The organism is Marinobacter confluentis, from assembly GCF_004785685.1.
Classification (GTDB): Bacteria; Pseudomonadota; Gammaproteobacteria; order Pseudomonadales; family Oleiphilaceae; genus Marinobacter; species Marinobacter confluentis.
This window is the reverse complement of the sequence record NZ_SRPF01000008.1, coordinates 1-14178: the sequence shown is the minus strand read 5'-3', so window position 1 is coordinate 14178 and position 14178 is coordinate 1. Positions and strand designations below refer to the sequence as shown.

The 14178-nt window shown below is 57.1% G+C and carries 13 protein-coding genes; 11 read left to right on the top strand and 2 right to left on the bottom strand.

Features of this window, described 5'->3' with window-relative positions:
• Positions 1-64 precede the first annotated feature (64 nt).
• Genes lptM through E5Q11_RS18040 form a run of 6 tightly spaced genes read left to right on the top strand, consistent with a single transcriptional unit; the run spans position 65 to position 5991 of the window.
• Positions 65-232, top strand: a complete 168-nt coding sequence (gene lptM, locus E5Q11_RS16795; RefSeq protein WP_135804608.1) for an LPS translocon maturation chaperone LptM — start codon at positions 65-67, stop codon at positions 230-232.
• Positions 233-284: 52 nt separating this feature from the next.
• Complete coding sequence (gene lysA, locus E5Q11_RS16790; protein WP_135804607.1) at positions 285-1535, top strand: diaminopimelate decarboxylase; 1251 nt, start codon at positions 285-287, stop codon at positions 1533-1535.
• A gap of 14 nt (positions 1536-1549) precedes the next feature.
• Positions 1550-2518 carry a diaminopimelate epimerase gene (gene dapF, locus E5Q11_RS16785; RefSeq protein WP_135804606.1) on the top strand — a complete coding sequence of 323 codons (969 nt, stop codon included), beginning with the start codon at positions 1550-1552 and terminating at the stop codon, positions 2516-2518.
• A gap of 27 nt (positions 2519-2545) precedes the next feature.
• Positions 2546-3316 carry a DUF484 family protein gene (locus E5Q11_RS16780; RefSeq protein WP_135804605.1) on the top strand — a complete coding sequence of 257 codons (771 nt, stop codon included), beginning with the start codon at positions 2546-2548 and terminating at the stop codon, positions 3314-3316.
• A gap of 2 nt (positions 3317-3318) precedes the next feature.
• Positions 3319-4272 carry a tyrosine recombinase XerC gene (gene xerC, locus E5Q11_RS16775; RefSeq protein ID WP_135804604.1) on the top strand — a complete coding sequence of 318 codons (954 nt, stop codon included), beginning with the start codon at positions 3319-3321 and terminating at the stop codon, positions 4270-4272.
• Between the two features lie 12 nt (positions 4273-4284).
• Positions 4285-5991 (top strand): GGDEF domain-containing protein, encoded by a 1707-nt coding sequence (locus E5Q11_RS18040; protein ID WP_225315073.1) that lies wholly within the window; start codon positions 4285-4287, stop codon positions 5989-5991.
• Here the strand turns inward: E5Q11_RS18040 and E5Q11_RS16765 are convergent.
• The gene (locus tag E5Q11_RS16765; protein ID WP_135804603.1) at positions 5985-6218 is read right to left on the bottom strand and encodes a DUF2789 domain-containing protein; all 234 of its coding nucleotides are present in this window, start codon (positions 6216-6218) and stop codon (positions 5985-5987) included. The two genes, E5Q11_RS18040 and E5Q11_RS16765, sit on opposite strands and share 7 nt — an antisense overlap.
• A 131-nt stretch (positions 6219-6349) precedes the next feature.
• Here E5Q11_RS16765 and E5Q11_RS16760 point away from each other — a divergent pair, with 131 nt between their 5' ends.
• The gene (locus E5Q11_RS16760) at positions 6350-9076 is read left to right on the top strand and encodes an ATP-binding protein (protein ID WP_404802782.1); all 2727 of its coding nucleotides are present in this window, start codon (positions 6350-6352) and stop codon (positions 9074-9076) included.
• A gap of 6 nt (positions 9077-9082) precedes the next feature.
• Here the strand turns inward: E5Q11_RS16760 and E5Q11_RS16755 are convergent, their stop codons facing one another.
• Positions 9083-9445, bottom strand: coding sequence for a hypothetical protein (locus tag E5Q11_RS16755; protein ID WP_225315072.1), 363 nt, complete (start codon positions 9443-9445; stop codon positions 9083-9085).
• A gap of 413 nt (positions 9446-9858) precedes the next feature.
• On the opposite strand from E5Q11_RS16755, the gene E5Q11_RS16750 reads away from it, so the two are divergent.
• The 4 genes from E5Q11_RS16750 to E5Q11_RS16735 are packed head-to-tail and all read left to right on the top strand — an operon-like array spanning position 9859 to position 14090.
• Positions 9859-11973 carry a peptidase domain-containing ABC transporter gene (locus E5Q11_RS16750; protein ID WP_135804600.1) on the top strand — a complete coding sequence of 705 codons (2115 nt, stop codon included), beginning with the start codon at positions 9859-9861 and terminating at the stop codon, positions 11971-11973.
• A 44-nt stretch (positions 11974-12017) separates the two neighbouring features.
• Positions 12018-12746, top strand: coding sequence for a hypothetical protein (locus tag E5Q11_RS16745; protein WP_135804599.1), 729 nt, complete (start codon positions 12018-12020; stop codon positions 12744-12746).
• 42 nt (positions 12747-12788) lie between these two features.
• Positions 12789-13517 carry a hypothetical protein gene (locus tag E5Q11_RS16740; RefSeq protein WP_135804598.1) on the top strand — a complete coding sequence of 243 codons (729 nt, stop codon included), beginning with the start codon at positions 12789-12791 and terminating at the stop codon, positions 13515-13517.
• Between the two features lie 21 nt (positions 13518-13538).
• Positions 13539-14090, top strand: a complete 552-nt coding sequence (locus E5Q11_RS16735; protein WP_135804597.1) for a hypothetical protein — start codon at positions 13539-13541, stop codon at positions 14088-14090.
• The last annotated feature ends 88 nt before the right edge of the window (positions 14091-14178 follow it).

Sequence of the window (14178 nt, the reverse complement as noted above, 5' to 3'; positions counted from 1 at the left end):
GTCTCGCCGGGCGGCGCCTCACTCAGGTATAATCGTGACAAAGAGTTGAACCGGGGCTGCGGGCATGAAAGCTGCACTGATTACCACGTTTTTTCTGCTGCTGGCGGCGGCAGGTCTGGCAGGCTGCGGACAGAAAGGGCCGCTATACCAGGATGAGGGTGAGAATACCGCCTCAGACTTGCAGGGGTCAGCCGACAGCAAGGTCAGTCGCGATAGCACTGATGATCGCTGATCAGTATCCGCTTCCGCATACAGAATAGCCCGTTAACAGAGTAGAGAATTCCATGGATCATTTTAATTACCGCGATGGCCAGCTATATGCCGAAGACGTGCCCGTTGCGGACATCGCCGAGCGGTTTGGCACCCCGGCCTATGTGTATTCCCGTGCCACGCTGGAGCGCCATTACCGGGCCTATGATGATGCCCTGGCGGGCCGACCGCACCTTGTCTGTTATGCGGTCAAGGCCAATAGCAACCTCGCGGTGCTGAATGTGCTGGCGCGTCTGGGTGCCGGCTTCGATATTGTGTCTGCCGGTGAGCTGGAGCGGGTAATCCGCGCAGGCGGCGACCCGTCCAGAGTGGTGTTTTCCGGTGTTGGCAAGCAGCGTTGGGAAATGCGGCGGGCTCTGGAAGCCGGCGTGCGCTGTTTCAATGTGGAATCGGATACCGAGCTGGACCGCCTCAATGAGGTTGCGGGCGACCTGGGCGTGAAAGCACCGGTTTCATTGCGGGTAAACCCCGACGTGGATGCAGGCACCCATCCCTACATCTCAACCGGCCTGAAGGAAAACAAGTTTGGCATCGATATCGCCGAGGCTCCGGCGGTTTATGAGCGGGCCGCCGCTATGCCCCATCTGGACGTTCAGGGCGTGGATTGTCATATAGGGTCCCAACTGACCACCATCGCCCCTTTTCTCGACGCCCTGGACCGGGTGCTTGCATTGATTGACTCACTGGCCGAAAAGCAGATTGTGATCCGTCACCTGGACATGGGTGGTGGCCTGGGCGTCACCTACGATCATGAACAGCCACCACAGCCAGCGGATTACGTGACGGCACTGGCCGAACGGATGGGTGACCGCAGGCTGGAACTGATCATGGAGCCAGGTCGCTCCATCGCAGCCAACGCGGGCATTCTGCTGACCCGGGTTGAATTCCTGAAATGCACAGAGCACCGGAATTTCGCCATTATCGATGCCGCCATGAACGACCTGATTCGCCCGGCCCTGTATAGCGCCTGGCAATCCATTATCCCGGTGCGTCCGCGCAAGGATGCCGATGAGAAGACCTGGGATCTGGTCGGGCCGGTATGCGAAACCGGTGACTTCCTCGGCAAGGACCGGGCCCTGCGACTTCAGGCCGGTGATTTACTGGCGGTTCGCTCAGCTGGCGCCTATGGTTTTGTCATGAGTTCCAACTACAACACCCGCAACCGGCCCCCGGAGCTTATGGTCGATGGCAGCCAGGTCCATGTGGTGCGCCGCCGTGAAACTCTCGAGGAGCAGCTTGAACCCGAAAGCTGCCTGCCAGAATGAGCGGGGAACCGGATATGAACCAGGCACGCCGTGGCTCAGTGCTGAACTTCACCAAGATGCACGGGCTGGGTAATGACTTTGTGGTGGTGGACGCCATCAGCCAGCCATTCCGGCTGAGCACCGAAACCATACGTGAGCTTGGCAACCGCAATTTCGGAATCGGTTTTGACCAGTTGCTAGTGGTGGAACCGCCGGGCCTGCCCGACGTGGACTTTCGCTATCGTATCTTCAACAGCGATGGTTCCGAGGTCGAACAGTGTGGCAATGGCGCCCGCTGTTTCGCGCGGTTCGTGCGTGATCAGCGCCTGACCAACAAAAAGATTATCCGGGTCCAGACCGCCAAGGGTGTTATTGAGTTGAGAGTCGGCAAGGGTGGCCTGATCACTGTCGATATGGGCGTGCCCGAGATGAATCCCCCGGCGATTCCGTTCGCGGCAGACCGCCGCAAAGAGGTTTACACCGTTGAGGTGGCGGGCCAGACCGTAGAGCTGACGGCCCTGTCCATGGGCAATCCCCACGGCGTTCTGCTGGTGGACGATGTCGATACAGCGCCGGTGACGGAACTTGGCCCCAGGCTGGAAAACCACCCCCGCTTTCCGGCCCGTGCGAATATCGGTTTCCTGCAGATTCTTGACCGTAGCCACATCCGGTTGCGGGTGTTCGAACGTGGTGCCGGCGAAACCCTGGCCTGCGGCAGCGGTGCCTGCGCGGCTGTTGTTGCCGGGCGCCTTCGCGGGTTGCTGGATGCCCGGGTTGACGTAGAGCTCAGGGGTGGCCACCTGGTGGTTGAATGGCAGGGTGAAGGGTCGCCTGTTATGATGGAAGGCACTGCCACCAGCGTATTTGAAGGACAGGTGCGGTTGGCCGGTGAGGCCCAGCCCAGGCGCCGTAAGAGCCCGGGCAAGAATGCCAGACAGGGCGATGGCAAGCCTGCACAGAACCGACAGCAACGCAGCCGGCAAACGGCTGCCTCAAGGCGCTGACCAGCGCCTGACCGTCAGGAGAACAGCATGACAGACCAAACGGCCCGCCAGAAGGCCGGTAACCTCAACCGGGAAACGGTTGCGGACTATCTTCGCGAAAACCCCGATTTTTTCGTCGATCAGGACGAGCTGCTGCGCGGCCTGACTCTGCCCCATGACAGCGGCAGGGCGATTTCGCTGGTGGAACGGCAGGTTCATCTGTTTCGGGAGCAGCGCGATACCCTGCGTCAGGAACTGGTAGAGCTGGTGTCCATCGCCCGTCACAACGATCGATTGTTTGAGAAGAGCAAACGGCTACTGATGCAGGTGATCGAGGCGCGCAACCTGAACGACATGGCTGCTGCGGTTGATGACAGCATTCGCGGAGATTTTGGCCTGGACGCCGCTTCCATGATCCTCTTTACAGATCAGGATCTGCCGGGTAATGGTCGCGGCGCATTGCATGTGGTCTCGCCGGAAGTAGCTCGTGAACGCCTGGGCGGTCTGCTGGATGGAGATCGTGCCGTATGTGGCCAGTTCCGGGAAAGTGAGCGCAGCTTCCTGTTTCCGGACCGGGAAGAACCTATCGCCTCGGTCGCCCTGGTGCCGCTGCGCGCCCACGAACCTGCTGGCGCTGCCGATGATCTGGTCGGGGTGTTTGCAGTGGGAAGCTGCGAAGCCGGTTATTTCGACCAGAGCATGGGCTCACTGTTCCTGACCTACATCAGCGACACCTTCAGCCGCCTGTTGCCGCCGATTCTTCAGCGTCACACTGCTGCCGCCACCAGCCTTGCCGACCCGGTTGCGGAGTCGCGCTGAGCATGGGGCAGCCCGGCGATGAACCAGGTCTGGCTGCCGCATTGGCGGAGCCCCTTCAGGGTTTTATTCGCTATCTTTCCTCGGAAAAGCGCCACTCGCTCCACACCTGCGCCAATTATGAAGACGATCTGAGACGATTCGGCGCCTGGGCCATGGGCTCCGAAGGCTTTGCCGCCTGGCGTCAGCTGACCACCCATGACATGCGCCGCTATGTGGCGGTTCTGAGCCGTGCCGGTCTGAGTGGGCGAAGCATTGCCCGGCACCTGTCTGCGATCCGGCGTTTTTATGACTACCTGCTTCGCGAGCACTTGGCCCGGGACAACCCGGTTCTGGATGTGCGGGCGCCCAAAGCCGCCCGGCGATTGCCTAAAGTGGCCGACGTGGACCAGCTGAGCCACCTGCTCGACGCCACAGCGGACGACCCGCTGGAGGCGCGGGATCTGAGTATGTTTGAACTGCTGTATTCTTCAGGGCTGCGACTGTCTGAGCTGGCGGGGCTGAACCTGACCTCCGTTGACCGACGTGGCGGCGAAGTGCGGGTTCTGGGTAAAGGTGGCAAAGAACGGATCCTGCCCGTTGGCCGGCGTGCGCTGGAGGCTCTTGGCCGCTGGCTGGAGGTTCGTCCGGCGCTCGCGGCTGAGCATGAGCAGGCGCTTTATGTGAGCCGCCGCGGCCAACGGCTGAGCAACCGAAGCATTCAGTCGCGGCTGAATCGCTGGGGAATCAAGAATGGCGCAGACCAGAAGCTGCATCCCCACCTGCTGCGGCATTCCTTCGCCAGCCACATGCTGGAATCCAGCGGCGATCTGCGCGCGGTTCAGGAACTGCTCGGCCATGCGGACATCAGCACCACCCAGATCTATACTCACCTGGACTTTCAGCACCTTGCGAACGTCTACGATCAAAGCCACCCCCGGGCCCGTCGGGAGCAGAAGTCAGACGAAAGGGTAAAATAAAGGGAGAGTCAGATGTCATCGGATGAGTCCTGGAAAGACAGATATCTGAGGGAACTGGAAGCCTCAGAAGCCAGTGAGACTCGCTGGGATATCGAAAAAAACACTCTGCAGCGGATGCTGGTGCGTACCAGCCTGGCTGCTGAAGGCCAAGGCCCGGAGCTGGACGGCCTGTTGGCGCGACTTCGGGAGGAAATCCGCAAAGGCAATAGCGACAGCGGGACCTGGCATGAACTTCAGGACCGGATTGATCGCAAGGTGTCGGCGCTGGATGAGCGTAAAGCGGATGCCGACAAACGGCTCGCCGCGACCTTTGAGAAACTGCTGTCCGAGCTACGCGGCCAGCGCGCGTTCCTGCCGGTCAGGGATAAGCTGAAAGACCTGGATAAGCGCCTGCGCAAGCCGGCGACCCTCCAGCATGGATTAAATGAGTGGTTTATCGATTTCGCCGGCACGCTGCAGGCGGGACTGGCAGCCGCCGGAGCCCAGTCGCCGGGCGACTCTCGGCGCGGGTTTCTGGGAAAACTGTTTGGCAAATCCCCTGGTGTTGATGCTTCCGCTGTTGAGAGCCAGACCATTACCCGGACTGAATTTGACGCAGATCAGGTCTCGGAGGCCGAGCATCTGGAGCTGGCGGCGCCGGTCAGTGAGGAAAACGATCAGCGGTTGCGAATCGCGCGGCGGGTGGGTGAACTTCTGGGCCAGATGCTGGACCAGGTCGTGCTGGAACCCGCATCGGAAGCCCGTGCACGACGATTGCAGGAAAGCCTGCTGGCCAGTGATGACTGGGGCGAGCTACGTGAGGGGCTGAGCGGCGTTGCGGAGCTGGTCATAGCCGCTGTCACCCGCAGCCAGCGCGAATTCGAGGCATTTCTGCGCAGACTGGACGAGCGCCTGGACACGCTGAAGAAGTATTTTGCAGAGCAGGAAAATGCCCAGGCCGGGCGTTTGGGGGCTTCGGCGGAACTGGATCTGGAAATCAGCCAGGAACTGGATGCATTCGGGCAGAAAGTGGAGTCCAGTCAGGACTTCCGGGGGCTCAAAGCATCGGTTTCGGGCCATCTTTCGTCGATTCGCGAGGCCGTGGGCAGGTTCCGGGCCAAGGAGTCCGAGCGGGAAAAGTACCTGTCTGAGCAGTTAGGCGCCATGCAGGAGAAAATGGCTGCCATGGAAGCCCAGGCGGAACACGTCAAGGATGAACTGCGACAGCAGCGCCAGCGGGCGATGACCGATGTGCTGACCCAGCTGCCGAACCGGGAAGCCTGGCAGGAGCGCCTGGAGACCGAGTACCAGCGCTGGCGGCGCTATGGCAACCCTCTGAGTCTGGCCGTGCTGGACATTGACCTGTTCAAGCGGGTGAACGATTCCTACGGGCACAAGGCGGGAGACAGAGTGTTGCAACTGGTCGCCAAGGCGCTGAGAGACCGGTTGCGCCAGACCGATTTTATCGCCCGGTTTGGCGGCGAGGAATTCGTGGTGCTGTTTCCGGAAACGTCGGCAGAGAATGCTAAAGTTGTGCTGGACGGCCTTCGTGCCCACATTCGCGAGCTACCCTTTCATTTCCGTGGCGACCCCGTATCGGTGACTTTTTCAGCCGGAGTCGCCGGATTCGAGCCGGACGATGATGCCGATGCCGCGTTTGACCGCGCGGACCGGTCGCTTTACCAGGCCAAGGACAGCGGGCGCGACATCGTCTGTATTGGCGGTAAAACGGATCAGTGACGCATCCGGGCGTCGAGCTCGTCGATGATCTCGGCCCAGTCCGAATCCTCTTCCAGGCCTTCTTCCAGAAAGTTGGACTGGCTGTCGGACCAGAAGGGCGCATCCTGCAGCGCTATCTCAGACGGCAGGGGCGAATGGCGGCTGATGAAATCCTCGATGGCGGCGTCTTCTGATGGCAGGCCGAGTTGTTCAAAAAGCGTCGTCAGTGTGTGCTTGGTGGTGTCCATAGGGGGTAAGCTGCTCCTGAATGTAATCCATGAATGTGGTCAGACCCTAGTCTAACTCATAAGGATATCCAGTGAAGGCGGTGTTGTATTTTCTGTTCTGTCTGGCTCTGCTTCATTGTCCGGGGCGGCTCTTGGCTGAACCGCCCCAGCCAGCACCGGCACCGGTACTGGGCAGTGACGACCTTGAGTGGCTGGGCGCCCAGAAATCCCTGCGGGTAGGCGTACGCAGTGATCAGATTCCACTGGTGTTTGACACCGGCGAGGGGCGCCTTGCCGGCGTGTTCATCGACTACCTGAATACGATTTCGGGAAAATTGGGGTTGCCCATTGAACAGGTTACCGGAACCGAGGCCCAGCTGGATCAGTGGCTGGCAGACGGGGTAATCGACGCCCGGCTGAATACCCGCCCTGCCCGCAGCACCGAGGACTCTGACCGGCGGATTTCCTCACCAATTATGTCGCTCACTTACGGCCTGTTCGTGGCGTCTGGAGATGCCGGAATCCGTGAGCTGGCAGATCTGGAAAACACCCGTATCGCACTGGTGGCCCGTGACGCCAACCAGTATTCATTGCTGGACCCGGTACAGAACTTCACGCCGGTACCGGTAGATACCCTGGGCGAGGCGGTCAGTATGGTGTTATCCGGCCAGGCCGATGCCTTCCTGGGACCGGTGTCGGTGGTGTCTGATTACCTGCGTTCGGCCATGGTTACCGGAGTCAGGCTTGCGAGGCTGATGGATCAGCAGTCTGTGGGCGTTGTGTTTGAGGTAATGCCGGGTCGGGATCGGGTCTACCGGGCGCTGAATCGCGCGGTTCTGGCGATCAGCCACAGCGAACACCGGGATATACGACAGCCCTGGTTGCAGTCCAGCGTGCCTGAAACTGGTGACAACGTCATTCGGCTAACGGACAGCGAAGTCGAGTTTCTCAGGGTGAATTCCGACCTGCAGGTGGGTTTCCGCCCGGACTGGCCGCCGTTCGAGTTTGCCCAGGACGGCGAGACCCGGGGATTGGTGTCGGATCTGGTGACCCGTCTTGAACAACAGCTGTCCGTCAGGTTTGTCCGCAGGCTGCTGGAGCCCGGTGAAGTGCCCGAGGATCAGCTCAATCAGGGCGAGGTGGATATACTGCCGGCCGTCACCCGCACGCCACAGCTGGAAGATGATTTTCTGTTCAGCCGATCCTATCTGACGGTTCCCATTGCCCTGGCGATTCGTGATGAGGGCCGTTTTATCGGTGAGCTTCGGGAACTGCGTGATGAGCGGGTGGGGGTTGTCAATCGCCAGGCCGGTCACGACTACCTGCTGATAAACCATCCGGACCTTGATCTCTACCCGGTGGATTCGGTGGAAGAAGGGCTTCTGGCACTGTCCAACGGTGACCTCGATGCCATGGTGACCCACATCCCGGCGGTCAGTTACACCGTTGCGCGACTGGGCCTGTCCAACCTTCGCATCACCAGCATAACTCCTTACCAGTATGAATTGCGGTTCGCAGTTCGCAAGGACCAGCCGGAATTGCTGGGTATTCTGAACAAGGCTTTGGGTAGTCTCGATTCCAACGAAACCGAATCAATCTACAACCGCTGGATTCACCTGGATATCGAACAGGAAACTGATTACACCGTGGTGCGGCGCATCGTGCTGATTGCGGTGGTGGTGGTGCTGATTTTCCTTTACTGGAACCGGAAGCTGTCGCGGGAGGTTGATGAGCGGATCCGTTCCGAAAACGCGCTGCGCCGGAGCGAAGACGCCCTGAGATCCGCCAAGCAGGATGCGGAGCGACTTGCCCGCCAGGCCGAGGCGGCAAGCCGCGCCAAGAGTGAGTTTCTGGCAAACATGTCCCACGAGATACGAACGCCGATGAACGCGGTGATCGGCTACAGTGATCTGCTCAGCAACACCGTCAAGGATCCTCAGCAGCGTAACTACCTCAATGCCATTCGCGCTGGCAGCCGCAGCCTGCTGATGCTGATCAACGACATTCTGGATCTGTCGAGAATCGAAGCCGGCAAGATGCGGCTGGATTATTCGGCGGTCTCCATGCGCCGGCTGTTAAGCGATGTGCGCCATATCTTCGACCTGCGCGCGACCGAGCAGGGTATTTCCCTGGAAGTCAGCGTCGATTCGCGAATGCCGGCAGCCATGCGCCTGGATGAAACCCGCTTGCGCCAAGTACTTTTTAACCTTGTGGGCAACGCCATCAAGTTCACCCACGAAGGCGGGGTGACTGTGAGGGCGACAGCCAGGCCCCAGGAAAGCGACGATACCGGCGAGGGCGCCGAGCGAACCCTGAGGTCGGAACTTGTGGTGACCGTGCAGGACACTGGCATCGGTATTCCCGAAGACCAGCAACAGCAGGTGTTCGATGCTTTCGAACAGCAGGAGGGCCAGAGCAGCCGCCGATACGGTGGCACCGGCCTGGGCCTGGCCATCAGTCGCAAGCTGGTAAGAATGATGGGCGGTGAGCTTGCGGTCCAGAGCACGCCGGGTGAAGGTTCCACCTTTACTGTGCGCCTGCCGGATGTGGAAGTGACCAGTGAAGCGGCGGAGGACGACGGCCAGCCCCAGGAATCTGACCGGTTGCTGGCCCAGACCCTCAGCATGCATGAACGTGGCTGGTTGCGTGAGCAGCTGGATCGGGACTTTGGTGATGAATGGCAGGCGGTCAGGGAAAGTGGCGACCCGGAGCAGATGCGGGAGTTCGCCTGCAGGGTGATCGAGTGGGGGCAGCGATTGCGGTCACCGTCGGTCACCCGTTACGGGGAAAAACTGCTGGCGGACGTGGAAGCATTCAATCTCGACGCCGTCAATAACGCTCTGGAGGCTTTTCCCCGGCTGCTTGGCCGCGAAGACTGACGGTTTTTACAGGCAGTCGAACTGGGAGCGTCGGTCGAACGCAACCGACACCATGTCGTATCCCTGATTGGACAGGTCGCGAATCAGATCACGATCTTTGAGAAGTGCCATGCAGACCTTGTGAACACTGGCCTGCAGTTGCTCGTTGCCGGGGTTGCCGTTCAGGCGAAAATCCACGATGAGGTACTTGCGGTCGACCGCTGAGGCCACCGGAATGATGTCCCGCTCGACGCTTTCATAGCCGATGTAGGTGGCCTGATTATCCGGGAACAGGCCGCTCAGAAGAAGATCGAGATTACCTGCAGAGGCCGACCCGGCACTGAGCAGCAGGGGAGTAATCAAGGCAGCAATCAGGAGTCTGGTTTTCATGGTCATCGGGTCTGTTGTGAGTTTCCGGATTTCAGTCAGATAAACGGATCTGGTAACACTATGTAAGCAAAGGTTACAGATAATTTTCACAGATCGCCAGAAAATGTGTTCAAAAATTGGTCATATTTTTCATTTTTTGACAACTTGCCAGGCTCTTCAAACACCGTTCAGCTTAAATCCAATTAGGCAATACACCATCCGTGAAGAAAACCGGTAGAGACTCTTTGATGAATAGAACGCTAGTATTTCAGTCTTTCCGAACCTCGAACGTCCCGTTGTGGATAGATAGATGTATCGGGAGCGTTAGAGAGTGGGCGCTCCAGTCAGGTTATGAATACCGGTTCCTGGACGACGGGTTTTTCGAGGTCGTTCCGGCAAATTACCGCCAGATTGTTCGGAACCAGCGTCATCTCATGGCCGACTTGGCAAGATTGGTGTGGTGTCAAAAGTTTCTTGATGAAGGTTGGGAAAAGGTTGTCTGGATCGACGCCGACGTGATCGTAGTCGCACCTGATCGCTTCAATGTTCAGGGCCCGGAGCCGTACTATTTCTGCCGTGAATCGCTGCAGCAGGCCGCTGAAACTCTCGGATTCACTGTGGAGCCTCACTTCGGCAGTTTGTCTAAACTGAAATCAGAAAAACTTCCGTGTTTAGTGCACCGGCGGGAACAACAGGACGACCTTGCCGTCGACAATCCCAGCGAAGGGGAAGCCAAAGTAGAGCTCGCATTAGTCGTAAGAGCAGACGGTGAACGGGTTCTGTACTTTGAACCCGGAAGCGATACACCCCACACCACCGGTGTAGAAAAGGCCGACGAAATCTTCGAGCCGTTGGCATTGGGGGTTCATCCAGCGGACGCCCCGCCACCCGAGGATGAAGCGCACGCGGAACCCAAGCGCTTCGGTTTCAGTTGGTTTATTCCAGAGCTTTTGCGCCATAAGCGAGTGTGGCGAGATATCATTATCGCCTCACTTGCAATTCAACTGTTAGGCCTTGCGATGCCGTTGTTTACCCAGGTAATCATCGATAAGGTCATTGTGCACAATACGCTGAATACCTTGTTGGTAGTGGCGGTTGCCTTGGTCATGTTCGCGGTATTCACGGCCATAATGACCTGGATCAGGCAATACCTGGTGCTGCATACCGGCAATCGCATTGATGCCGTGCTCGGCGCGAATGTTTTCTCTCACCTGTTTCGCCTGCCTATGCGTTACTTTGAGCAGCGCCCGACAGGCACCCTGGTGGCCCGCATTGAGGGTATCGAAACCATCCGCAGTTTCATAACCGGGGCCGCCGTTACCCTGGTTCTGGACTTGCCCTTCATGTTCGTTTTTCTGGCGGTCATGTTTTTCTACAGCTGGCAACTTACGCTGATCGTACTCGGAATCCTCAGCGCGATAGCCATCATCAGCATTTCTATTGCTCCCGCCTTGCGTCGGCGCCTGAACGAGCAGTTCCAGCTTGGTGCCCGCAACCAGGCATTTCTTGTTGAATACATTACCGGCATGGAAACGGTGAAATCCTTACAGATGGAACCGCAGCTCCGTAACCGGTTTGGCGACTACTTGGCCAGCTATCTCGGTTCCAGTTTTCGCGCCCGCAACCTCTTCAATACCTACAATGTCTCGGCGAATACGCTCGAACAGATACAGTCGCTGGCCATTCTCTGCGTTGGCGCCTGGATCGTAATGACCACGAACAACATGACGGTGGGCATGCTGGTTGCCTTTCAGATGTTTGCAAGTCGTCTGTCCCAGCCGGTGCTGCGTTTGGTGGGCCTGTGGCAGGAATTCCAGCAGGCCAACATAGCCGTCAAGCGCCTCGGGGATGTGATGGATGCGCCAGCCGAGCCCTACAGTCTCACGCCTTCCAGGGCTCCGGGCGGCGAAGGTCGCATCGAGATTCAGGCGCTTGGTTTTCGCTATGCCGACGACAGGCCGCCTCTCTATCGCAACCTCAACCTTACGATCAAACCGGGCACGGCTGTTGCGCTGACCGGCCCGTCAGGCTGTGGCAAGAGCACACTGGCCAAACTGTTACAGGGCTTCTATCGCCCAACCGAGGGCCGAGTACTCATCGACGGTCGTGATGTATGCAACCTCACTGCCAACGAGCTGCGGGCTCATTTTGGTGTGGTTCCGCAGGAGACGCAGCTGTTCTCCGGGACCATTTACGACAATCTTATTGCTGCGAATCCGCATGCCACCTTTGAGCAGGTGGTACAGGCCTGCCGCCTCGCCGAGATTCATGAGACCGTCGAAGGGCTGCCGGAGGGTTACCAAACGGCTCTTGGCGAGCGCGGTGTGGGCCTTTCCGGTGGACAAAAGCAACGGTTAGCAATCGCAAGAGCGCTGTTGAAACGACCTCAGATATTGATTTTTGACGAGGCTACCAGCGCTCTCGACGCGGCTACTGCCGAACAGTTCGCCCAGACTGTGAACAAGCTAAGAGGGAAGGTCACGCTTGTGTTTATTACACACCAAATCCCCGAAGGGCTGATGCTGGATGCTCGACTGGCATTAGGCTAAAGCGATAGTTGTTAACTGTAGTTTTTCGCATGAAGGAACGAGACATGACTGCCAGCCAGACCCCAGAACCGACTCGGCAGCACGGCATTTTACTTGCGCTGTTGGCGGCGTTTTTGTGCGCTATTAGCATTTCAAGCTTTTCCAGTGCAGGTCAAAAGCCACCTGACATTCCCCCTGAGATTCAAGAGCGGCTTGATCGACTTACGGCTCCGCCACCGAAGCATCACCTCATTAAGGTTGGTGAGCATGTGTTCAGGGTGCCGGTTGAGTACATTGCACAGTTTAAAAAGAATCGTGACTTTTTCTCGATGTATATTTATTGGCCGGAAATGATTTCCACTAAACAGGCGGCAGAACGTGGCGTATCTGAGGACATGGACGATCTGATGAAAGTGATGGTGAGAGACGGCAGTGTTGCAGAGGTTGAACGGGCGGCCAGAGATTGGCAAAGGCAACTGGAGAGCAGCGGCGAGACTCTGATTGAGTACGCCAAAGCGCCAAGTCTCAGAACTACAACATCACAATCTGCTACTACTCGTTTTTATTTTGCTGAAAAAACGGACTCAATATTAAATCAAGAAATCTTGATGATTCTGTGTGGCCCTGCTCGTGCGCTGCATGAGGTCGGCACTTGCTCTACACGGTTTTCTCCTTTCCCTGGGGTGATCGTACTAATGCGGTTCGACCGCAAAACGCTTCCTCAGTGGAAAGATGTTGTCTCCCAGATTTCCGAACTACTGAAAGACTTCAAGGACGATGAAAATGACTTATAGTTTTTCCGGAACTCAGAATAATGAAATAAGAGATCTCCACAGATGACAGTGATAAAAAAAAACAAGCTCATCTTTCTGGCATTGATGCTCGTCGCCGCAACGATTTTTTTTGTTTTCGTTTGGGTAGGCAACGGTAAGGGCGATCAAGCGGCTAGCTCAAATTCTGGTGGCGCCGAGCGAGTGGTGCAGTGCCTTTATGCTGAAGGCGAGCCATTTTTTGGCAAGATCAATAATACCGTCTTTGATGAGGAGCGAGGCTGTCATGCCATAATCTATCGGATTCTGGAAAGCATCGATTACAGCCTCGTTCCCAGCTACGGGAAGACTAAGGAGTCGCTTGACATCACTCTCCCCGAGGGCGGTGCCGTTAGCAAAAAGCTCTATCAACTTCATGATGTGCGCGGTGATGTGCACATGCAGATAAGGCCGTCCGACTTCGACGCTCAGCTAAACAGCAAGACTAAACGTCGAAAAGAGACCGGCTATCTTGAACCATTTGCTGAGGATGAAAGATTCCTTATTTGGGAAATTGGCGAAGACTCAAGAATTTACCATTCGACGCGGGACAATTACCCATTTCTGATCAGTTGCTCAATGAAAAGTCTACAATCTGATGATTCGCATGAACATTCGGTCTGCGCTGTAGCGACCAGTACCTGCAACGGACTTACCCTGAAATACACAATATTTGGAAACCCCTTCAAGAATCTCGAAACAATCGATGCCATTCATCAAGGTTTGGTTCGACCACTGTTTGAGCACTGCGACTAGGCAAACAAGGAGAATATAGAGATGGCCCTCAACGAAACCAGATCAACTATTACTGCTGAACAAAATGCTACCTTGGAGCAGCTGATACAGAACAACGATCGGAAGGGATTTTACGTCGCCCTGTATGAAATGACGGGCAGTCAAGCAGCATTGGATATGGCAGAAATATCCTCTTCCAGTGGCATTCGCGGCGGTGCCGCTTGGGCAATCAACGAGTGGATGGTAAAAACCGTACCTGGATATCCTCAAGGAGATAATCCGGTTGGGGAATTCTCTGTCTTGATTGCTAACGAGACACTTGGCGCCATTCAACAGATAGACCCGGATACTTATGAGGTTCCAAGCGATCTGGATATCTACCTTCAAGCCCATCGAACTTGGGATCAGGTTGGCGGGGCTTCCAACCCTAACCTTGGCGATTACTTCCCGGGTAATATGGTCATTGCAGCGCACTATCATGATGTAGGAAACCACCAGGAAGCCCTCAATTGGGGACTTTTAGCTAAGGATGAGGCTCTGGGTATTATTCAGAGCACCCTATGTAACCATCCCCTAAAATCGGTGCATGCGTAATTAGAGTTCTCCGGCCTACAATGAGACAAACGGAGAGCGACATGAAAAAGTCACGGTACAGCGAGTCCCAGATCGTCAAGATCCTGAA